The sequence below is a fragment of the Halobacillus mangrovi genome (assembly GCF_002097535.1).
In the GTDB taxonomy this organism is placed as follows: domain Bacteria; phylum Bacillota; class Bacilli; order Bacillales; family Halobacillaceae; genus Halobacillus; species Halobacillus mangrovi_A.
In genome coordinates this window covers 2416700-2437292 of the sequence record NZ_CP020772.1, presented here as the reverse complement: position 1 = coordinate 2437292, position 20593 = coordinate 2416700, and the positions used below count along the sequence as shown (strand labels likewise).

The window sequence follows — 20593 nt, the reverse complement described above, 5'->3', positions numbered from 1 at the left end:
TAAAATAGAGGTAGACATTTAAGGGATGGTGAAGAGAAATGAAATACAGATCTGTGTTTGATATCATCGGTCCAGTCATGATTGGACCATCCAGTTCACATACGGCAGGGGCTGCCCGTATTGGCAGAGCCGCCCGCCACCTTTTTGGACGAGAACCTAAATATGCGCATGTCCATCTGTATGGCTCATTCGCAAAAACATATAAAGGTCACGGTACCGATGTGGCAATCATCGGTGGCTTACTTGACTATGAAACATTTGATGAAAGGATCGGACAAGCGCTTGAAACAGCTCGAAAAAATGGAATGAAGATCCGATTTCACGAAGAAGAGGCCCATACCGATCACCCGAATACTGCGCGCTTAAAAATAGGCGATGATGACGGCGAATTAGAGCTTGTAGGAATCTCTATCGGTGGAGGTAAAGCAGAAATTACTGAACTGAACGGGTTCGACCTTAACCTTTCAGGAAGCCATCCTGCAATTCTTCTTATCCATAACGATCGGTATGGAGCTATTGCATCGGCTACAGCCATACTTGCTAAGAACGAAATCAATATTGGACGTATGGAAGTATCTCGGAAAGCCCAGGGAGAGCAGGCCTTGATGGTGATAGAAATGGACCAGAATATTGATGATACTGTGTTAAGTGAGCTTGAGCGTGCCGATCACATCATTCAAGTCGCTAAAATTTCCGAATAAGAAAGGAGCAGCACGATGTTTAGAAATGTTGCAGAACTAGTAGAACTCGCTGAAAGTCAAAATATACAAATTTCAGAAGTTATGATTCGTCAAGAGATGGAAGTTAAACAACTGACACGTGAAGAAGTCGTAGGACAGATGGAGAAAAACCTAGATGTCATGGAAAAGGCGATCGAAGACGGATTAAAGGGAGTTAAATCCCATAGCGGCTTAACGGGCGGGGATGCTGTTCTAATTCAAAACTACATGAAGAACCACACACCCTTATCAGGAAATTTATTGATGGACGCTGTCAGTAAAGCTGTTGCCACAAATGAAGTGAATGCTGCGATGGGAACTATTTGTGCGACGCCTACTGCTGGTAGCGCTGGTTGTGTACCTGGAACGCTTTTCGCTGTTAAGAACCAGTTGAACCCAACGCGTGAACAAATGGTACGCTACCTCTTCACTTCAGGAGCCTTCGGTTTTGTTGTAGCTAATAATGCTTCGATCTCCGGAGCAGCAGGAGGATGTCAGGCTGAAGTAGGTTCAGCAGCAGGAATGGCTGCAGCTGCAATTGTTGAAATGGCTGGTGGAACTCCATCCCAATCAGCCGAAGCGATGGCCATTACTTTGAAAAATATGCTCGGCCTTATTTGTGATCCTGTAGCTGGTCTAGTTGAGGTTCCTTGTGTAAAAAGAAACGCCATGGGCGCATCCAATGCGGTAGTTGCAGCCGATATGGCGTTGGCAGGAGTAACAAGCCGTATTCCTTGTGATGAGGTCATTGATGCTATGTACAAAGTGGGTCAGCGGATGCCTTCTGCGTTTCGTGAAACGGCACAAGGCGGGCTTGCAGCTACTCCTACAGGCAGGGAGCTCGAAGCAAAAGTGTATGGAATCTCATTGAAGAAAGAGTGAATGTCGTGTTAAGCCAATCGATTAGCGAAATCAAAGGAGTCGGAGAAAAATTTGAAGAACACCTAAACGATCTCGGTCTATTTACGGTAGAGGATTTATTGTTTTATTTTCCTTTCCGCTATGACTCTTATGAAACAAAGCCTTTAACGGAGTTGGCTCATAATGAAAAAGCTACGATTGAGGGGAAGGTTGCTTCTGAGCCTTCCCTTAGCTATTTTGGTAGAAAAAAATCTCGGTTGACGTTTACGTTACAGGTTGAACAGTTTGCGGTTAAAGCTGTGATGTTCAACAGAGCTTTTGCAAAAAAGCAATTGAACCCTGGAGATACCGTCACAATTACGGGGAAATGGGATCAGCAGCGATTGCAAATTACAGTCAGTCAATTCAAAAAAGGCGAAGCTAAGAGTCAGGAGCCTATTCAGCCTGTCTATCAATTGAAAGAAGGAGTGGCTCTACAGAGGCTAAGGAAAATTATCAAAACCGCTTTAGATGAGTATGGAGATGAAGTGCCAGAAATTCTTCCGGAGGATTTACAGCTATCTTATAAACTCCCTGATCGAACTAGTGCAATAAAGCAGATGCACTACCCTGAAACAAGAATTTTATTAAAGCATGCAAAGCGACGGTTTATCTATGAGGAATTTCTACTTTTCCAATTGAAAATGCAAATTCTGAGAAAGCAACATAGAGAAGCTACAACAGGAAATGCGCAGGAATATGATAATGATAAGCTTACAAGCTTCGTTCAATCTCTGCCCTTTGAGCTAACCCAAGCACAAAAAAGGTCGCTTGCAGAAATTCTCAAAGATATGAAAAGTCCTCACAGAATGAATCGTCTATTGCAGGGTGATGTAGGGTCAGGAAAAACAGCCGTTGCTGCTATCGCCCTATATGCATCGATCACTTCAGGTAAGCAAGGGTCACTTATGGTACCGACGGAAATTCTCGCAGAACAGCATCATCATTCTTTAAAAGAATTGTTTAATGGACGCGCTAAAGTTGCATTATTGACTGGTTCAATTAAGGGTAAACGCCGCAAAGAGATTTTGGAGAGCATTCAGAAAGGTGAAATAGATATTTTGATTGGCACCCATGCATTGATTCAGGATGAGGTGCATTTTAAAGATTTAGGATTTGTAATTGTAGATGAACAGCATAGATTTGGGGTGAATCAACGGAGAGCTTTAAGAGATAAAGGGCTGAACCCGGATGTGTTGTTTATGACGGCTACGCCTATTCCGAGGACGTTAGCGATTACAGCCTTTGGCGATATGGATGTCTCCGTCATAGATGAGATGCCGGCAGGACGCAAACCAGTAGAAACCTATTGGGTGAAAGGGCAAATGACGGAGCGTGTTTTATCTTTTATCCAAAAGGAAATTGATAAAGGTCATCAGGCGTATGTGATCTGCCCACTCATTGAAGAATCTGATCAATTGGATATCCAAAATGCGGTAGAACTTTATGAACAGTTATCCACGGTTTATGAACCTGATATTCCTGTTGGATTGATGCATGGTCGATTACACAATGACGAAAAAGAGCAAGTGATGCAGCAATTCGCAAACAACGAGCTGAAAGTTTTAGTTTCCACAACAGTTGTAGAGGTAGGTGTGAACGTTCCAAATGCCACAGTAATGGTCATCTATGATGCTGAAAGGTTTGGTCTGTCTCAGCTTCACCAATTAAGAGGACGTGTAGGAAGAGGATCCGAACAAAGTTACTGTATATTGCTTGCGGATCCGAAAGGGGATGTCGGCAAAGAAAGAATGAGAATCATGACAGAGACAAGCGACGGTTTTGAGTTATCTGAGCAGGATTTGAAGCTTAGAGGTCCTGGTGACTTTTTTGGTAAGAAGCAAAGTGGTATGCCGGAGTTTAAAGTCGGAGATATGGTTCATGATTATCGAGCATTAGAAACAGCTAGAAAAGATGCTGCTGAGATGATTTTTAACGAATCATTAGACCGAGATGAGAGATACAGATCTTTGAAGGAGAAAGTCTATGAGGATGAAAGGCTGCTAGGAGATGTTTTGGATTAAACAAATGGTTCTATCTGATCGTGTATTGTAAAGTTCCGTTCTAAGGGAATATACGTATCTCAGCTTGTCGAAACCGTATGATCATCCCCTTATGGATAGTGCCTGAACAATCAAGTTTTCAGTCAATCCTTGCGAAATTTTTCTTGGTATTATATATTACTATTAGTACCTAGTCATAAAGCTTCGTGCTGATGATTATACGGACGGTGAGCCCACGATGAAAAAGACAAAAAAAGTAAGGCAAGAGGAACTTAAAAAAACAATCGAAGATTCGCCTTTTATTACAGACGAAGAATTAGCCAAACGATTCGGGGTTAGCATTCAAACCATCCGCCTGGATCGGATGGAAATGTCCATACCTGAGCTTAGGGAACGGATAAAGTCAGTAGCTACTCAGGAATGGAATGAAACGGTCAAAGCCTTGCCGATTGAGGAAGTAATCGGAGAGGTTGTAGACTTAGAACTTGATGAACGGGCAATTTCCATTTTAGATATTAAGCCGGAACATGTTTTCTCTCGAAATAATATTGCTCGAGGTCATCATTTGTTTGCACAAGCCAATTCCCTTGCTGTTGCGGTCATCAACGATGAACTTGCATTAACAGCTCGTTCCAGTATCCAATTTTCGAGACAAGTGAAACTTGGAGAGCGCGTTGTTGCTAAAGCAGCAGTCAAAGGAGAAGACGAACGTGGGCAAACAATTGTGCAAGTGCAAAGTTTTGTCGAAAATGAGGAAGTTTTTTCTGGAACGTTTCATATGTATCGTTCCAATCAGTAAAAGGAGTTGTAAGAGATGAGGCTTGCCATAGATGCTATGGGTGGGGATAATGCTCCTGAAGCAATCGTCAAAGGTGCAGTGAAAGCTGCTGAAACGATCAAAAATCTTGAAATTACCCTTGTTGGGGATGAGGAAAAGATTAACCCACTATTAAGCGGTCAGAATAATATCACAGTTCTACATACAACAGAAATGATTACTTCAGAGGATGAGCCGGTAAGAGCAGTAAGGAGGAAGAAAAACTCATCGATGGTGCTGATGGCTAACGAGGTAAAAGAAGGACGTGCCGATGGTTGTATATCAGCCGGAAATACTGGAGCCTTGATGAGTGCCGGTTTGTTTGTAGTCGGCCGTATGAATGGAGTTGACAGGCCAGCCTTAAGTCCTACGCTTCCTACCCAGGATGGGAAAGGTTTTTTAATGTTAGATGTGGGGGCAAACGTAGATGCGAAGCCAGAACATTTACTGCAATATGGTGTAATTGGATCGATTTACGCGGAAAATGTCCGAAATATTTCCCGTCCACGTGTAGGGCTATTAAATGTGGGCACCGAAGATGGAAAGGGAAGTGATTTAACAAAAAAAGCTTTCCAGTTATTGAAGGATGCACCGATTCATTTCATCGGAAATGTAGAAGCCCGCGACTTACTAGATGGAGTTGCAGATGTTGTTGTAACTGATGGCTTTACAGGAAATGTAGCATTGAAAACAATTGAAGGAACAGCAATGACGATGTTTTCCATGATGAAAAAAACGTTCATGAGTAATTTCAAAACAAAGATCGCAGCTGGTTTAGCTAAAAATGATTTAAGAAAGTTAAAAGACCAACTTGATTATTCTGAATATGGGGGAGCCGGTTTATTTGGATTAGCCTCTCCCGTAATTAAAGCACATGGATCCTCAAATGAACGTGCTGTATTCAACGCGATCCGCCAAGCATGTCAAATGATTGAATTGAATGTGACTTCAACGATTTCAAATACTTTGCAAGATATGCAGCAGAAGGAGGAGAAATAATGAAACGAACTGCTTTTGTTTTTCCAGGGCAAGGATCACAAGAAGTAGGAATGGGCAAAGAAATGTATGAGGCTTATCCTTCTGTAAAAAGATTATTTGATGAAGCAGATAAAGCTCTCGGTTTTTCTTTGACTACATTGATGTTTGAAGGACCTGCAGAAGAGTTGACTAAAACAGAAAATGCGCAGCCGGCTCTTTTATTGAATAGTGTGGCCATCAACCAAGTATTGAAAGAACAAGGTGTTACACCAAGTATGACTGCTGGGCACAGTCTGGGAGAATACAGTGCCCTCGTAGCTTCAGGGTCCCTTGATCCGCTAGAAGCAGTTAAACTCGTCCACTTGCGAGGAAAGTTAATGGAAGAGGCTTACCCAACAGGCAAAGGAACTATGGCAGCAGTTCTTGGCTTAAATCAGGAAAATATCGAGGATGTAATCAAGGACTTCGATGGAGAGCTGGCTGTAGACCTCGCAAACATTAACTGTCCTGGTCAGATTGTCATCTCAGGAACAAAGCAAGGTGTAGAAGAAGCATCTGATAAATTAAATGAAGCGGGAGCAAAACGTGTAATTCCACTTAATGTCAGTGGACCTTTCCATTCACGCTTAATGAAGCCTGCGAGTGCTGACTTTTCTGACCATTTATCCAAAACAGAAGTACGTGATGCGGAGGTACCTGTCTATGCTAATGTGACAGCCTCTCCTGTTATAGAGGCTGAAACCATTGAGAAACTGCTCGTTGAACAACTGTATTCTCCAGTTCGTTTCCAGCAGATCTTAGAAGCCTTTGTGGAAGAGGATGTTGACGCAATCATCGAAGTTGGTCATGGGAAAGTGCTTAGCGGACTTGTCCGAAAAGTGAAGCGTAGAATGAAAACATTCAACGTACAGAATCCAGAAACTCTACAAGATTTCATTCAGTGGTATAAGGAGGATTCGTAATGTTACAAGATCAAGTAGCCCTTGTTACAGGGGCATCCCGTGGAATCGGTCGTTCTATTGCAATTGAGCTGGCTTCAAAGGGAGCAAAAGTTGCCGTCAACTATGCGGGGAGCGAGGACCGTGCTGAGGCAGTCGTGCAAGAGATTAGAGACTCAGGTGGAGTTGCCATAAAAATCCAGGCGGATGTGGCCAAAGAAGACGACGTAAAACGCATGATAAAAACGGTCGTGGATGAATTTGGGCGTTTAGATATTCTTGTTAATAATGCCGGAATTACTAAAGATAATCTGCTTATGCGAATGAAGGAAGAAGAGTTTGATGCGGTCATTAACACGAACTTGAAAGGTGTCTTTTTGTGCACTAAAGGCGTAACACGTCAAATGATGAAACAGAAATACGGACGTATTGTAAATGTTGCTTCTATCGTAGGCGTATCCGGGAACCCGGGACAAGCAAACTATGTAGCAGCAAAGGCAGGTGTCATTGGTTTGACGAAGTCAAACGCAAAAGAGCTTGCGTCAAGAAATATTCAAGTGAACGCGGTAGCACCTGGATACATCACTACTGATATGACAGAAGCACTTACAGAAGATCAGCGAGAGCAAATGCTGTCATTAATTCCACTTAACCGACTGGGAGAAGCTGAAGACGTTGCTAGAGTCGTGCGATTTTTAGCATCTGAAGATGCCAACTACATGACAGGTCAGACACTTCATGTCGACGGCGGCATGGTGATGTAAATGTTGATTCATGGCACGAGGATCTGTGCGATGAAATAGAAAGGAAATGCGAAAGCGCAGTACAATAAGTCTTTTATCTAGATGTAGGAAGTGAGGAAAACCCTATTTTTAAGGGACTCTTGCGCTTTTATAAAAACTTTTACTATAATTACTGAAGGGAGGTGAAGTTCCAATGGCAGAAACATTTGATAAAGTAAAACAGATCATCGTTGATCGATTAGACGTTGATGAATCTAAAGTAACAATGGAAGCTTCCTTCAAAGAAGATTTAGAAGCAGACTCTTTAGACGTAGTAGAGCTTGTAATGGAGCTGGAAGACGAGTTTGATATGGAAATCTCTGATGAAGAAGCTGAAAAAATCAATACAGTAGGCGACGCTGTGAACTACATAAACAGCGTATCGTAATACTTCAATAGCTGCCTGCATCTCGCAGGCAGCCTTTCCTATTTTAAATTTGCAGTAAAGGACAAGGTGAATTATGGGTGATTTTTCCAGTTTTCAGAACAATATAAATATCCAGTTCAATGATGTTTCGTTACTGGAACAAGCTTTCACACATTCATCTTATGTGAATGAGCATCGTAAAACCGACCGTGAAGACAATGAACGACTCGAGTTTTTGGGAGATGCAGTATTAGAGTTAGGCGTATCCCAATACTTGTATCGAGAGTTTCCTGATATGGCAGAGGGAGAACTGACCAAGTTCCGAGCATCAATCGTTTGTGAAGTTTCCCTTGTGCAATTCGCTAATGAGTTAAATTTTCAGGAACTGATCCTCTTAGGAAAAGGGGAGGAGATGACTGGGGGAAGAAACCGTCCAGCACTTCTTGCAGATGTATTTGAGGCCTTTATAGGGGCTCTCTACCTTGACCAGGGATTCGAGACAGTCGTCCAATTTTTAAGGTCTTATGTGTATCCTAAAGTTAAAAAAGGTGCTTTTTCTCATGCGATGGATTTCAAGAGTCAATTGCAAGAGTTCATTCAACGAGACAAAAACAGCAAGATTGAATACGAGATTGTTGAAGAGAGAGGGCCAGCCCACAGTAGAGAGTTTATCGCTCATGTGAGGATTCAAGGAGAAACCGGCGGAATTGGTATCGGCAGAACAAAGAAAGAAGCTGAACAGAAGGCAGCTCAACAAGCTTTGGAGAACCATGGTGCAATTTCTTAAATGAGATCGCTCAGACCACAAAAACGGTTTTGGGCGATCTTTTTCTCTGTATAAGCATCTTTATCCAGAAGACTCAGTTTCGAGACTTTTAATGTGAGTGATGGTGGATGGGAAAACGGTTCGCTTTCCGTGGGCATGTGTTGAGCCTCCTCAAACTTCGTTTTCCGGAGTCTCATCTTGCATGTTCATCCCACAGGGCGAAAGCCCGAGGAAGCTCGCCAGTTCCCCCACAGGAAATTGGTCAAATGCGCAATCGCCCTGGTAGACACGATTCGCATAAACAGAAAATCACAAGGAATGTGTTTTTTTCATTCCGTTGATTTCCTGCTTATGACGCGAGTGTCTGGGCGATGCAGCTGGACGAATCCTTCCCCTGCGCCCCTAAACTTCCACATACATATCGAAATCAAGTTTCCCAGAATACTGCTAGATTATTGAATAAGCGCTAGTGCTCCAAAACAATTGTCAGCTTCATGGAATGAAAAAACCTTCAAGACTTTATGCCTTGAAGGTTTGGAGAAAAACTTAAGAATCTTTTCTATACTGACCCAGTTCTTGAACAAAAGCCTGAATCTCAGAAACACTCAGCTGACCTTTCATTTGGATAATATCATGTAATGACTTGATCTCCTCATATTTAGCCAAGTCATAATCTTCTGGATCCATGATAGAGCGGTTCACGACTTGAAGCTTTTCAGCCATATCATGAATGATCGTTTCAAGATTTTCTTGTGTAGGTTGTTCTAAACTCAACGTATATCCTCCTCAGCAAATCCTGTTTTTTGCGCTAGTACATATGATAAGATACTTTACACTTTTTTAAAACCCTAATCTTAAAAAGTCACTGTTAGTCATCAAAAGGATGACGTTGGTTCCTACCGTATAGTAGGGGATTATGATAGAATATATAAGTTAGATGTTAGAAAGATTTGTGAAAATACAGGAGGATGAATATGTTCCTCAAACAATTGGATACAGTAGGATTTAAATCGTTTGCCGAACGTGTAACCGTAGATTTCGTCTCAGGAGTTACATCGGTCGTCGGTCCGAATGGCAGCGGAAAAAGTAATATAACCGACGCTATTCGCTGGGTGCTAGGCGAGCAATCTGCCCGCTCCCTTCGTGGAACTAAGATGGAAGACATTATTTTTGCGGGAAGTGATTCTAGAAGTCCTCTGAACATGGCAGAAGTTACTTTGACTTTGGATAATAAGGATCAGACTCTTCCTCTCGATTATCAAGAGGTCAGTGTAACCAGAAGGGTCTTCCGCTCTGGTGAAAGTGAGTTTTACATTAACAATCAGGCCTGCAGGCTAAAGGATATCGTTGACTTATTTATGGATTCAGGTTTAGGACGTGAAGCATTTTCCATTATCAGTCAAGGGAAAGTTGAAGAAATCTTAAGTTCGAAAGCCGAAGAGCGCCGCTCCATCTTTGAGGAGGCGGCAGGAGTTTTAAAATATAAACAGCGAAAGAAAAAAGCAGAATACAAGTTGGCAGAAACACAAGAGAACTTGAACAGAGTTGAAGATATTATTTATGAAATTGACGGTCAACTCGAACCGCTGAAGGAGCAGGCTGCTGTCGCCAGGGATTATTTAGAAAAGAAAGAAGATCTCAAACAAGTGGAAATTTCGCTGCTTGTTACTCAGATTGAACAATTGCACGAAGAGTGGCAGCAATTACTTGCAGATTTGGAAGTAGTTAAAAGACAGGAAAAAGAATTGCATGCGAAAATAGATATAAAAGAGACATCTGTGGAAGAACAACGAGATAATATGCAAGCCCTCGATGAATCGATTGAAGACTTGCAAGAGACTTTGTTGGTTCTCACTAGAGAATTGGAGAACTTAGAAGGTAAGAAAGAGCTTATGAAAGAACGTCATAAGCACTACGAAGAAAATAAATCTAAACTTGAACAGGAATATGAAGATCTCTCAAAAAGATGGCAGCAATTAAAACAAGTGGCGAAGGAAGAATCTGAAAAGCTGGCAGAAACAAAAGACAAAAGAAAACATACGAAACATGAATTACATCAAACAAACGATGCTTTAAGCAAAGATATTCAAATGATCGAAGACAAGATCGAGGATTTAAAAAGCGACTACATCGATCTATTAAATGACCAAGCAGCAAAAAGGAATGAAAAGCAGTTATTAGATAAGCAGCTGTCACAGATTAGTTATAAAAAAGACCATCAGGTAGATAAATTCAAAGATCTAAGAGAAGAACGTCATCAGCTTGAGATGACATTGCAGCAGTTGAAGGAAGAATTGCAATTAATTTCATCAGAAAGAACAGAAAGAGAAGAACAACTCAAACAACTACAGCAAAATTTAAACAGTAACGCGGAATCCTACCAAGATTGGCAGGAGAAGCTGTATAAAGGGTATCAGTACTTAGAAAAAATGCGATCAAAAAAAGAAATGCTGGAGGATATGAAAGAAGATTTTTCCGGTTATTTCCAAGGAGTCCGTGAAATACTCAAAGCAAGACAAAGAGGTCAGCTTCAAGGTGTTGAAGGAGCGGTACTAGAATTAATCGACATCCCAAATAACTTACTTACAGCGATTGAGACGGCTTTAGGGGCTCAGGCGCAACATATCGTTGTTAAAGACGAGATGACTGGCAGACAAGCCATCCACTGGTTGAAATCTAATCATAAAGGACGAGCCACCTTTTTGCCTCTAACCGCTATTCAGCCCCGTTCTATTTATGGGCAAGCGGCTGCTGGACTTCAAGAGAAGAATGGTTTTGTAGGTATTGCTGTGGATTTAGTAGAGTTTGATTCAGCTTATCAGAAAGCGATTCAGCACTTGCTTGGACACATTGTGATCGCTGAGACGTTAGAAGATGCCAACGCTATTGCTCGGTTTTTAAACCGTAAATATCGGGTCGTAACGTTAGACGGAGACGTAGTCAATCCAGGAGGTTCTATGTCTGGTGGAGGACAAAAGAAATCTAATCAATCGCTTTTTACAAGAGAAAAAGAACTTCAAGACATAAGCAGTAAAATCCAAGAGTTCGACGTAAAAACTAAAGATGTCGAAGAGAAAGTGAAAACTTTAAAACGGACTATTACTGAACAACAGCGCAAAGTAGATGAATTGGAACAAGAACTAACCGATGTCAAAACTAATGAATATGAAAAGCAGTCGAACGTTCGTGAGTATCAGCTTAAGCTGGATCATTTGAATGATCAACTGCAATTATTTGACCAAGATCAGGCCCAATATGATAAAGACCGAAGTCAGGCGGGGGAACAACTCCAACAGTTAGATAAAGACTTAGCTAAGCTTGGGGAAGAACTGGAATCTGTTCAACAACAAATTTCAGAATTAACCGAGGCAAAAGATCGACAAAAATTAGATGTAGAGAATCTGCAAAAACGTAAAAATGAGTTGCAAATTCAATTGGCTGAACAAGATTCTGCTGTCAGAAATCAGCAAGAAAAAGCTGACAGATATAGTGAAGAACTTGCTGGTATTAATCACAGCCTTGAAGAAAATCGTAAAGCCTACAAGCAATTGATTGAATTAGTTGATTCGAATCAGACGGAAGAAGAGCTTGTTGAAGCGATAAACGAAACAAAACAAAGAAAAGAAACCACTTCTGCTCTAATACAAGATCGAAGAAAAGAACGTAATCAATATGGTCAGGAAATACAGGAAGCTGAGCGTATTCTTAAAGAGCAGAAGCGCAATCATCAGAATTTTATTCAGGATATTCAACAAAAAGAGGTTAAGGCTAACCGCCTTGATGTTGAGCTTGAGAATATGCTGAATTATCTACAGGAAGAGTATGTGACAACTTTCGAACGGGCAAAAAGTGAATATCCTCCTGTTGACGATATTGAACAGTCATCCACTCGAGTAAAATTGATTAAACGATCTATTGAAGAATTAGGTACAGTGAATTTAGGTGCAATTGACGAGTATGATCGTATCGTAGAAAGGTACGACTTTTTGAAAGGCCAGCAGGACGATCTTCTTGAAGCTAAACAAACTCTCCATACTGTCATTAATGAAATGGATGGAGAAATGGACAGACGTTTTACGGATACCTTTACAAAAATTCGTAATGAATTTGGTGAAGTGTTTCGCGACCTATTTGGAGGAGGAAAGGCTGACCTTCAATTGACGGAACCAGAAAATATGTTAGAAACAGGGGTCGATATCGTAGCTCAGCCTCCAGGAAAGAAACTTCAAAATCTCAGCCTTCTCTCAGGTGGGGAACGAGCCTTGACGGCAATTGCCTTATTATTTTCTATCCTTAGAGTGAGACCAGTTCCATTTTGCGTGCTTGATGAGGTAGAAGCAGCATTGGATGAGGCGAACGTTGACCGATTTGCTCGCTTCTTAAAGGAATTCAGCGCAAAAACACAATTCATTGTGATTACCCACAGAAAAGGGACGATGGAAGAATCGGATGTACTCTATGGAGTGACCATGCAGGAGTCAGGGGTGTCAAAACTTGTTTCCGTCCGCTTGGAAGAAACGCCCGAATTACTTGAAGCATAGAAAGGAAGAGTAGATGAGCTTTTTTAAGAAATTAAAAGAGAAGTTTGTGAAAGATTTTGATTTGAGTGAAGATAAAAAGCAAGAAGAAGAACTTAAAGAATCAGAGGAACAAAATGAACTCGATGATGAGGAAGGGGAGAACAAAGAGGAACTCCCTCTAGAAGGTGAAACGGAAGTTCCTTTGGATGAGCAAGAAGAGTTTCCACAGGAAGAAGATGATTACAAAGAAGACATCTTCACAGATGAAGTAGAAGATGAAGAAAACACGGTCACAGATGAGAGCGAAGATGAAGAGGTTGATGCACTCCCTGTGGAAGAAGAGGAAGAAGATTCAATTGCTGCTAAATTCAAGCGTGGATTAGCTAAAACAAGAAATTCTTTTTCTACTAAAATTAATGACCTTGTAGCCCGTTACCGCACTGTCGATGAAGACTTTTTCGAAGAACTCGAAGAAGTATTAATTTCTGCAGATGTGGGCGTCAATACAGTAATGGAAATGATTGATGAGCTTGAGATGGAAGTCAAGCGTAGAAATATTAAGGATACAAAGCAAGTAAAAGAAGTAATCTCTGAAAAGCTGGTTGAGATCTATTATGGAGATGATCAAGCTGGAGATGTGGAAGGCTTGAATGAAAATCCAGACGGGTTGACCATTTATCTATTTGTTGGAGTGAATGGTGTTGGTAAAACGACGACAATTGGTAAACTCGCGCATCGTTTGAAAGCTGAAGGTAAGAAGGTTACATTAGCAGCCGGTGATACATTCCGTGCCGGTGCAATCGATCAGCTTGAAGCCTGGGGCGACCGTGTAGGGGTTAATACCATCAAGCATAGCGAGGGAAGTGATCCCGCCGCAGTAATTTTTGATGGAATTAAATCAGCCAAATCACGAAATGCAGATGTGCTAATCTGCGATACCGCTGGACGCCTTCAAAATAAAGTCAACCTGATGAATGAGCTCTCCAAAGTTAAACGTGTCATTGAAAGAGAAGTCCCTGGTGCACCTCATGAAGTTCTGCTTGTATTGGATGCTACCACTGGACAAAATGCTATGAGCCAAGCGAAAACTTTCTCAGAAGCAACCGATGTCTCAGGTATTGTACTTTCCAAGTTGGATGGAACAGCGAAAGGCGGAATTGTACTAGCCATCCGTAATGAGCTGGATATTCCAGTGAAATTGGTCGGGCTTGGTGAGAAAGTGACAGACTTGGAAACATTTGATGCCCATGCTTTTGTCTATGGACTGTTTGCAGACATGATCGAAGACTATGAAGATGAAGAAAATGAGGATTAGACCTTGACACGAGACCTAAGACTCCGTTAGTATTCTCATGTAAAGGTATTTCACTTAACAAGGAGTGCTTAACTGTGCTTGAAAAAACGACAAGAGTAAATTATTTATTTGATTTCTATCAGTCGTTATTAACTCCTAAACAAAGAAACTATATGGAGTTGTATTTTCTTGAAGATTACTCTTTAGGTGAAATATCAGAGACGTTTGATGTGTCTCGTCAAGCTGTTTATGATAATATTCGCCGAACAGAGACAATGCTTGAAGAATATGAAAAAAAGCTTCATCTCTATGAAAAGTTTCAAGAACGCCAGCAGGTGTTACGCGATATGGAAGCTGAATTAGAAAAGGAAAAGTATTCGGAGCAATTCAGCCGGTGGGTTACGCAACTACAAGAATTAGAATAGGGGGGTTCCTTGGATGGCATTTGAAGGTTTATCCGACCGTTTGCAGGAAACGATGAAAAGAATTAAAGGCAAAGGGAAGGTAACCGAACAAGACGTGAAAGAGATGAGTCGAGAAGTTCGTCTCGCCCTCCTTGAGGCCGATGTTAACTTTAAAGTGGTTAAAGACTTTGTTAAACGTATACGCGAACGTGCAATCGGTCAGGAGGTCATGGAAAGCTTGACCCCAGGACAGCAAGTGATCAAAGTGGTTAAAGAAGAATTGACAGAATTAATGGGCGGCGATGAAAGCAGAATTGCTGTTGCAAAACGTCCACCGACAGTCATTATGATGGTCGGTTTACAGGGTGCCGGTAAAACAACCACGACCGGAAAGCTTGCTAACCTTTTAAGGAAAAATTATAACCGTACGCCGCTTCTAGCGGCAGCTGACGTTTACCGGCCTGCGGCCATTCAACAATTGCAGACTTTAGGAAAACAGCTGAGTATGCCTGTTCATGCGGAAGGAACGGAGGCGGATCCAGTTGACATCGCTAAGAATGCAATTGAAAAAGCGAAAGAAGAACACAATGATTATGTGATCATTGATACCGCTGGACGTTTGCACGTCGATGAAGGATTGATGGGTGAATTGCAGCGTATCAAAGAAGCTGTTCAGCCTGATGAAATTTTCCTCGTTGTTGATGCAATGACAGGACAAGATGCAGTAAACGTGGCTCAAAGCTTCGATGAACAGCTTGACGTAACAGGCGTTCTGCTTACGAAGCTTGATGGCGATACCCGTGGTGGTGCTGCCTTATCCATTAAAGCTGTGACCGGTAAACCGATCAAATTTGCTGGTATGGGAGAGAAACTTGACCAATTGGAGGCATTCCACCCAGAACGGATGGCTTCACGTATTCTCGGTATGGGAGATATGCTGACTCTAATTGAAAAAGCTCAAACCCAAGTCGATGAAAAACAGGCAAAAGAACTCGAATCGAAGATGCGAACAGCATCCTTTACGTTCGAAGATTTCCTTGACCAAATGGATCAAGTGAAGAACATGGGGCCATTGGACGAACTGATCAATATGATTCCAGGAGCAAATAAAATGAAGGGGTTGAAAAACGTTTCCTTCGATGATAAACAAATCGTACATGTGGAAGCGATTATTCAATCGATGACGAAGAAAGAACGCGTCGACCCTTCCGTGATGAATGCAAGTCGTAAAAAGCGAATTGCGAAAGGATCTGGAACATCAGTTTCAGAAGTCAACCGACTATTGAAACAGTTCGAGGAAATGAAGAAAATGATGAAACAAATGAGTAACACTAAAGGCAAAAAAGGCAAAGGAATGAATTTTCCTTTTATGTAATGGAAAAATCCTTTACACACAATTGAAGTTCTGCTAAAATCTAAATTTGTGTGAAACATTTAAGAAAAATATGGAGGTTGTTAAATATGGCAGTAAAAATTCGCCTAAAACGTATGGGATCTAAACGTAACCCATTTTACCGTGTAGTAGTAGCAGATTCACGTTCTCCTCGTGATGGACGTATCATCGAACAAATCGGCACATATAATCCAGTTTCTAACCCTGTTGAGGTTAAGCTTGACGCTGAAAAAGCTATGGATTGGATGTCAAATGGTGCTCAGCCGAGTGATACAGTTCGTAACCTATTCTCTAAAGAAGGCATCATGAAGCAGTTCCACGAAAAGAAAAACAAATAATAAAGTAGTGGTGATATCATGAAAGCCTTAATTGAAACAATCGTCACTCCGCTTGTTGATCACCCCGAAGATATCGTCGTGGATGTAAAAGAGGAAGAACAGAAGGTTACCTATCATCTTTCGGTACACTCAGACGATGTTGGCAAAGTGATTGGTAAAAACGGAAGGATTGCTAAGGCGATTCGAACTGTCGTTTATGCGGCAGGCTCTGATTCAGAAAAACGAATCTATCTGGATATCATGTAAGAAGGGAGAGGGATAACCTTTCCCTTTTTTACCATTCAGAAATGATTCAGAGAGGCGGAGCGACCATGCAAATCATTCGAAAAATCCCTGTCAAACAAGTGTTAACTGAAGATAGCCGTGCCCAATTAAAGGAGCGTTTCTATGAAAGGTGTACACAATTAGATAAGGAGTGCCGCCAATTATCTTTTGAGCAAAAAAAACTAGAACGAAAATCGGGTGTTTCTAAAACTGAGGTCGAACGCCGTTTCTCCAAAGAGATCAGTCGACGCAGGGATCAAATTCGGTGGACGGAACATCAGCTAAAGCAGTTAGAGGTACTCCCAAATGGCAGTGAACTTGAAACTGACGAAGTAGAAGCTTTGATTGAAGTTAATGAAGGCGATTCGTGGCAGGAATTGATCGAAGAGAGACAAATTGTCATTCAGGATGGAAAAGTCATACGAGCGAGGTAAGGATAGACATGGAGAAACAAATGTTCAATGTCGGAAAAATAATAAATACTCATGGCATTAAAGGAGAAGTGAAAGTCCAGCGAATCACGGACTTTGACGAACGTTTCCAACCAGGCCAGCTTTTGTATTGGGTAAATGATAATAAAGAACCTAAGGAGTTAATTGTACGGTCCCATCGAGTCCACAAAGGCTTCGATCTTCTAACTTTTGAGGATCATCCTTCTATTAACGATGTGGAAAAGTATAAAAATGGGATGCTGATGGTCACGGAGGATGCACAGGAAGAATTAGAAGAACATGAATTTTATTTTCATGAGATCATCGGCTGTACCGTGTACTTGCATACTGGTGAAGAAATTGGCCAGGTGAAGGAAATCTTGACTCCGGGCGCCAATGACGTTTGGGTCGTCAAACGAGAAAATCAGTCAGATTTACTCCTCCCTTACATTGAGCCTGTAGTGAAAAAAGTGGATACAGAACAACAAACGATTATCATTGATCCGATAGAGGGGCTGTTAGACTAATGCATATCGATATATTGACTTTGTTTCCAGAGATGTTTGATGGAGTGTTAAATACATCCATTATGAAACGAGCCCAAGATCGAGAAGCGTTCAGCTACCGCTATGTAAATTTCAGGGATTATACAACTAATAAACATAATAAAGTGGATGACTATCCATATGGGGGAGGGGCAGGGCTTGTCCTAACTCCACAGCCTATTTTCGATGCAATTGAAGATATTAAACAAAAGAGTGAATCACAACCAAGAGTTGTACTCATGTGTCCTCAAGGAGAACCCCATTCACAAAAGAAAGCAGAAGAATTATCTAAAGAGGAACATATCATATTCATTTGTGGCCACTATGAAGGATATGACGAGAGAATTAGACAAGAGCTTGTTACCGATGAGATCTCTCTCGGTGACTATGTTTTAACTGGTGGAGAACTAGGAACAATGGTTGTGATGGACTCTGTAATAAGACTTCTGCCAGGTGTTCTAGGAAATGAACAGTCTGCTCCACAAGACTCTTTTTCGGACGGACTGCTTGAACACCCTCATTATACGAGACCAGCAGATTTTAGAGGTCATCAGGTACCGGATGTTTTACTTTCCGGAAATCATGCTAAAATAGAGGAATGGAGACATTATCAGTCTCTTAAACGGACATTCGAACGACGTCCTGATTTACTCGAGGATAGAGAGCTTTCTCCAAAGGAAAATGCTTGGATTAATGAGTGGAAAAATCGTTAAGGATCCTTGCGGAATCTAGCGGTTTATGATATATTAATCTTTGTGCTTAAACGTTCGGTTTAAGCGGAAAACGATGTTCCGCTGCCTCATAGTAGACAAGAGCATTAGTTCAAAAGGAGTGAAACACGATGCAACAACTAATTCATGACATTACAAAAGAACAGCTTCGTACGGATCACCCAGACTTCCGTCCTGGTGACACCGTCAAAGTACACGTGAAGGTTGTCGAAGGTAACCGTGAGCGTATCCAGGTATTCGAAGGTGTTGTTATCAAGCGTCAAAACGGCGGAATTAGCGAAACATTCACTGTACGTAAGATTACTTACGGTGTAGGTGTTGAGCGTACATTCCCATTGCATTCACCACGAATTGCTAAAATTGAGCGTTCCCGCCGCGGTAAAGTCCGTCAAGCGAGACTTTACTACTTGCGTAACCTGCGCGGTAAAGCTGCTCGTATTAAAGAAATTATTTAATTTAGTTGAAAGGAGCTTGCATTTGCCAAGCTCCTTTTTTCTAATCATTGTAAGGGAATGGGGAATTGTAATGAAGAAACAGTGGTTGGATTGGATTAAAGCATTTGTTATTGCAGCGGTTTTAGCCATAGTTGTGCGTGTCTTCCTTTTTGCTCCGGTGGTGGTAGAAGGGCCATCCATGCTACCTACCTTACATAGCAGTGATCATTTGATTGTCAGTAAAATTAACTATACTTTAGGATCTCCGGAAAGATTTGAGGTAGTCGTCTTCCATGCAACGGAAAAAAAAGATTACATAAAACGGGTTATTGGCTTACCCGGGGATCATGTAGAATATAAAAACGATAAGCTATACATAAATGGGCAAGAAATGGCGGAACCTTTTTTAAAGGATGAGAAAGAGCATGTTGACTCCGGGCAAATGCTGACCGATGACTTTACGATTGAAGAGCTTCCTGGGGGATATGAAGAGGTTCCAGAGAATCACTTCCTCGTATTAGGAGATAATCGGACAAATTCGACGGACAGTCGCATGCTTGGCGTCATTCCCGCTGATCAAATCGTCGGAGAAGCTATTCTTTCCTACTGGCCATTGAATCGCATAGAATTTATCAATTAGGAGGCACCTTATGACCATACAGTGGTTTCCAGGACACATGGCAAAAGCAAAACGAGAAGTGGCTGAGAAGCTGAAGCTCGTTGATTTCGTGATCGAACTCGTTGATGCTCGAGCTCCTTTGTCCTCACAAAATCCAATGCTTCATGAAATCTTGCAAGATAAGCCAAAGATGATAGTACTTATGAAAAAGGATTTGGCTGACCCAAATGTCACGAAAGAATGGATTAGTTACAATGAACAAAGAGGCACGCCATCTCTCGCCATCGAAGCAAACAAAAAACAAGATATTCAAAAAGTCGTCCAGATGGCTAAGGATCTTGGAAAAGAAAAAATAGAGAAGTTAAAAGCCAAAGGTGTTAGACCTCGGCCTTCACGAGCAATGATTATCGGCATTCCCAATGTAGGAAAGTCAACATTAATTAATCGCCTCGCAAATAAAAAGATGGCACAAACGGGAGATAAGCCAGGTGTTACGAAAAAGCAGCAGTGGATAAAAGTGAAGAAAGAATTTGAACTTCTTGATACCCCTGGTATATTATGGCCGAAATTTGAAGAAGAAGAAGTTGGATATCGTTTAGCTTCAATTGGAACGATTAAAGATCAAATTCTTCCGAAAGAGGATGTGGCCGCTTACGTTCTAGATTATTTACAAACTCATTACTCTTCACTTCTAGAAGACAGATATGACTTTGAGAGCTATGATGATATCATGGATGCTTTCGAAACAATTGGCAAAAAACGCGGTTGTCTCGAAAGTGGCGGCCATGTAAATTTCGAAAAAGTTTCTGATGTGATATTGCAAGATTTACGCACAGGAAAACTTGGCTTAATCAGCTTTGAACGACCATAAAAATTATTAAACAAGCGCAATGTGGAAACCCACCTTGCGTTTTTTCATAGTTTCAATTTTAGGTATTATTGATGTAGCTGTATAATGGTTTATTCCATTAAATAGCAGGATTCTGGAAGACTCGACTTCGAGATAACTTGGGTTCGTACTGGTAATAATGTTAGGGATGTCTGGAAAATAACTCGCTTTCCTGCGGGGGAACTGACAAGCTTCCTCGTTCGCTGCGCTCCCTTTGGGATCTCGCCTAGCTCCTTCTCCCGTGGGAGTCTCGTCATTTTCCAGCCATCCCAGCTGTCATTAGGCTAACGAACCCATTCGAATGGAGATTAACAAAGGGAAGGTTATTCTCGATTACCTTCTACAAATAGGTATTTGAAAAGCTACAAATAGCCTTCCAATGGGTTTTAATTGCTTTTTTTATATAAGGAAAAGTTTCACTATAACAGCGTTTCCGTTTAGTCAAACAAACGTGAGGTGGG

The 20593-nt window shown here is 41.4% G+C and carries 23 protein-coding genes; 21 read left to right on the top strand and 2 right to left on the bottom strand.

Features of this window, described 5'->3' with window-relative positions:
• The first annotated feature begins 38 nt into the window (after positions 1-38).
• The 9 genes from sdaAB (at position 39) to rnc (ending at position 8291) form a co-directional block, all read left to right on the top strand.
• Positions 39-701 (top strand): L-serine ammonia-lyase, iron-sulfur-dependent subunit beta, encoded by a 663-nt coding sequence (gene sdaAB / locus HM131_RS11975; protein ID WP_085029981.1) that lies wholly within the window; start codon positions 39-41, stop codon positions 699-701.
• Positions 702-716: 15 nt separating this feature from the next.
• Complete coding sequence (gene sdaAA / locus HM131_RS11970; protein WP_085029980.1) at positions 717-1601, top strand: L-serine ammonia-lyase, iron-sulfur-dependent, subunit alpha; 885 nt, start codon at positions 717-719, stop codon at positions 1599-1601.
• Between the two features lie 5 nt (positions 1602-1606).
• Positions 1607-3643: an ATP-dependent DNA helicase RecG gene (gene recG / locus HM131_RS11965; protein ID WP_085029979.1), complete on the top strand. Its 2037-nt coding sequence runs from the start codon at positions 1607-1609 to the stop codon at positions 3641-3643.
• Between the two features lie 217 nt (positions 3644-3860).
• The gene (fapR, locus tag HM131_RS11960; RefSeq protein ID WP_085029978.1) at positions 3861-4421 is read left to right on the top strand and encodes a transcription factor FapR; all 561 of its coding nucleotides are present in this window, start codon (positions 3861-3863) and stop codon (positions 4419-4421) included.
• Positions 4422-4436: 15 nt separating this feature from the next.
• Positions 4437-5438: a phosphate acyltransferase PlsX gene (gene plsX / locus HM131_RS11955; protein WP_085029977.1), complete on the top strand. Its 1002-nt coding sequence runs from the start codon at positions 4437-4439 to the stop codon at positions 5436-5438.
• The gene (fabD, locus tag HM131_RS11950) at positions 5438-6379 is read left to right on the top strand and encodes an ACP S-malonyltransferase (protein ID WP_085029976.1); all 942 of its coding nucleotides are present in this window, start codon (positions 5438-5440) and stop codon (positions 6377-6379) included. Before plsX ends, fabD begins: the two co-directional genes overlap by 1 nt.
• Positions 6379-7119, top strand: a complete 741-nt coding sequence (fabG, locus tag HM131_RS11945) for a 3-oxoacyl-[acyl-carrier-protein] reductase (RefSeq protein WP_085029975.1) — start codon at positions 6379-6381, stop codon at positions 7117-7119. The genes fabD and fabG overlap by 1 nt, the downstream gene beginning before the upstream one ends.
• Before the next feature lie 172 nt (positions 7120-7291).
• The gene (gene acpP / locus HM131_RS11940; RefSeq protein WP_035546161.1) at positions 7292-7525 is read left to right on the top strand and encodes an acyl carrier protein; all 234 of its coding nucleotides are present in this window, start codon (positions 7292-7294) and stop codon (positions 7523-7525) included.
• A 73-nt stretch (positions 7526-7598) separates the two neighbouring features.
• Positions 7599-8291 carry a ribonuclease III gene (gene rnc / locus HM131_RS11935; RefSeq protein ID WP_085029974.1) on the top strand — a complete coding sequence of 231 codons (693 nt, stop codon included), beginning with the start codon at positions 7599-7601 and terminating at the stop codon, positions 8289-8291.
• Here rnc and HM131_RS20685 read toward each other — a convergent pair.
• Positions 8288-8428 carry a hypothetical protein gene (locus HM131_RS20685; RefSeq protein WP_157130811.1) on the bottom strand — a complete coding sequence of 47 codons (141 nt, stop codon included), beginning with the start codon at positions 8426-8428 and terminating at the stop codon, positions 8288-8290. The genes rnc and HM131_RS20685 overlap by 4 nt on opposite strands.
• A gap of 388 nt (positions 8429-8816) precedes the next feature.
• Positions 8817-9044 carry a DUF1128 domain-containing protein gene (locus HM131_RS11930; protein ID WP_085029973.1) on the bottom strand — a complete coding sequence of 76 codons (228 nt, stop codon included), beginning with the start codon at positions 9042-9044 and terminating at the stop codon, positions 8817-8819.
• A gap of 200 nt (positions 9045-9244) precedes the next feature.
• Here HM131_RS11930 and smc point away from each other — a divergent pair, with 200 nt between their 5' ends.
• The 12 genes from smc to ylqF all read left to right on the top strand — a co-directional run bounded on the left by smc (position 9245) and on the right by ylqF (position 20114).
• On the top strand, positions 9245-12811 hold the full coding sequence (smc, locus tag HM131_RS11925) for a chromosome segregation protein SMC (RefSeq protein ID WP_085029972.1): 3567 nt from the start codon (positions 9245-9247) through the stop codon (positions 12809-12811).
• Positions 12812-12824: 13 nt separating this feature from the next.
• Positions 12825-14105, top strand: coding sequence for a signal recognition particle-docking protein FtsY (ftsY, locus tag HM131_RS11920; protein ID WP_085029971.1), 1281 nt, complete (start codon positions 12825-12827; stop codon positions 14103-14105).
• Between the two features lie 74 nt (positions 14106-14179).
• Complete coding sequence (locus tag HM131_RS11915) at positions 14180-14509, top strand: putative DNA-binding protein (RefSeq protein WP_085029970.1); 330 nt, start codon at positions 14180-14182, stop codon at positions 14507-14509.
• 13 nt (positions 14510-14522) lie between these two features.
• Positions 14523-15863, top strand: a complete 1341-nt coding sequence (ffh, locus tag HM131_RS11910; protein ID WP_085029969.1) for a signal recognition particle protein — start codon at positions 14523-14525, stop codon at positions 15861-15863.
• An 86-nt stretch (positions 15864-15949) separates the two neighbouring features.
• The gene (gene rpsP / locus HM131_RS11905; protein WP_085029968.1) at positions 15950-16219 is read left to right on the top strand and encodes a 30S ribosomal protein S16; all 270 of its coding nucleotides are present in this window, start codon (positions 15950-15952) and stop codon (positions 16217-16219) included.
• An 18-nt stretch (positions 16220-16237) separates the two neighbouring features.
• The gene (locus HM131_RS11900; RefSeq protein ID WP_085029967.1) at positions 16238-16465 is read left to right on the top strand and encodes a KH domain-containing protein; all 228 of its coding nucleotides are present in this window, start codon (positions 16238-16240) and stop codon (positions 16463-16465) included.
• Positions 16466-16530: 65 nt separating this feature from the next.
• Positions 16531-16917 (top strand): YlqD family protein, encoded by a 387-nt coding sequence (locus tag HM131_RS11895; protein WP_085031966.1) that lies wholly within the window; start codon positions 16531-16533, stop codon positions 16915-16917.
• Between the two features lie 8 nt (positions 16918-16925).
• Complete coding sequence (gene rimM, locus HM131_RS11890; RefSeq protein ID WP_085029966.1) at positions 16926-17441, top strand: ribosome maturation factor RimM; 516 nt, start codon at positions 16926-16928, stop codon at positions 17439-17441.
• Entirely contained in the window at positions 17441-18172 is a 732-nt protein-coding gene (gene trmD / locus HM131_RS11885) for a tRNA (guanosine(37)-N1)-methyltransferase TrmD (protein WP_085029965.1), read from the top strand. The genes rimM and trmD overlap by 1 nt, the downstream gene beginning before the upstream one ends.
• Positions 18173-18300: 128 nt before the next feature.
• Positions 18301-18645: a 50S ribosomal protein L19 gene (gene rplS / locus HM131_RS11880; RefSeq protein ID WP_085029964.1), complete on the top strand. Its 345-nt coding sequence runs from the start codon at positions 18301-18303 to the stop codon at positions 18643-18645.
• Positions 18646-18715: 70 nt separating this feature from the next.
• Positions 18716-19264 (top strand): signal peptidase I, encoded by a 549-nt coding sequence (gene lepB / locus HM131_RS11875; protein ID WP_085031964.1) that lies wholly within the window; start codon positions 18716-18718, stop codon positions 19262-19264.
• Between the two features lie 10 nt (positions 19265-19274).
• The gene (gene ylqF / locus HM131_RS11870; RefSeq protein WP_085029963.1) at positions 19275-20114 is read left to right on the top strand and encodes a ribosome biogenesis GTPase YlqF; all 840 of its coding nucleotides are present in this window, start codon (positions 19275-19277) and stop codon (positions 20112-20114) included.
• Positions 20115-20593 lie beyond the last annotated feature (479 nt).

Bases quoted from the DNA above. Each gene is read 5' to 3' on its own strand.
- sdaAB (WP_085029981.1), top strand. From the start codon at position 39: ATGAAATACAGATCTGTGTTTGATATCATCGGTCCAGTCATGATTGGA.
- sdaAA (WP_085029980.1), top strand. From the start codon at position 717: ATGTTTAGAAATGTTGCAGAACTAGTAGAACTCGCTGAAAGTCAAAAT.
- fapR (WP_085029978.1), top strand. From the start codon at position 3,861: ATGAAAAAGACAAAAAAAGTAAGGCAAGAGGAACTTAAAAAAACAATC.
- plsX (WP_085029977.1), top strand. From the start codon at position 4,437: ATGAGGCTTGCCATAGATGCTATGGGTGGGGATAATGCTCCTGAAGCA.
- fabD (WP_085029976.1), top strand. From the start codon at position 5,438: ATGAAACGAACTGCTTTTGTTTTTCCAGGGCAAGGATCACAAGAAGTA.
- fabG (WP_085029975.1), top strand. From the start codon at position 6,379: ATGTTACAAGATCAAGTAGCCCTTGTTACAGGGGCATCCCGTGGAATC.
- acpP (WP_035546161.1), top strand. From the start codon at position 7,292: ATGGCAGAAACATTTGATAAAGTAAAACAGATCATCGTTGATCGATTA.
- rnc (WP_085029974.1), top strand. From the start codon at position 7,599: ATGGGTGATTTTTCCAGTTTTCAGAACAATATAAATATCCAGTTCAAT.
- HM131_RS20685 (WP_157130811.1), bottom strand. From the start codon at position 8,428: ATGCCCACGGAAAGCGAACCGTTTTCCCATCCACCATCACTCACATTA.
- smc (WP_085029972.1), top strand. From the start codon at position 9,245: ATGTTCCTCAAACAATTGGATACAGTAGGATTTAAATCGTTTGCCGAA.
- ftsY (WP_085029971.1), top strand. From the start codon at position 12,825: ATGAGCTTTTTTAAGAAATTAAAAGAGAAGTTTGTGAAAGATTTTGAT.
- ffh (WP_085029969.1), top strand. From the start codon at position 14,523: ATGGCATTTGAAGGTTTATCCGACCGTTTGCAGGAAACGATGAAAAGA.
- rpsP (WP_085029968.1), top strand. From the start codon at position 15,950: ATGGCAGTAAAAATTCGCCTAAAACGTATGGGATCTAAACGTAACCCA.
- HM131_RS11900 (WP_085029967.1), top strand. From the start codon at position 16,238: ATGAAAGCCTTAATTGAAACAATCGTCACTCCGCTTGTTGATCACCCC.
- HM131_RS11895 (WP_085031966.1), top strand. From the start codon at position 16,531: ATGCAAATCATTCGAAAAATCCCTGTCAAACAAGTGTTAACTGAAGAT.
- rimM (WP_085029966.1), top strand. From the start codon at position 16,926: ATGGAGAAACAAATGTTCAATGTCGGAAAAATAATAAATACTCATGGC.
- trmD (WP_085029965.1), top strand. From the start codon at position 17,441: ATGCATATCGATATATTGACTTTGTTTCCAGAGATGTTTGATGGAGTG.
- rplS (WP_085029964.1), top strand. From the start codon at position 18,301: ATGCAACAACTAATTCATGACATTACAAAAGAACAGCTTCGTACGGAT.
- lepB (WP_085031964.1), top strand. From the start codon at position 18,716: ATGAAGAAACAGTGGTTGGATTGGATTAAAGCATTTGTTATTGCAGCG.
- ylqF (WP_085029963.1), top strand. From the start codon at position 19,275: ATGACCATACAGTGGTTTCCAGGACACATGGCAAAAGCAAAACGAGAA.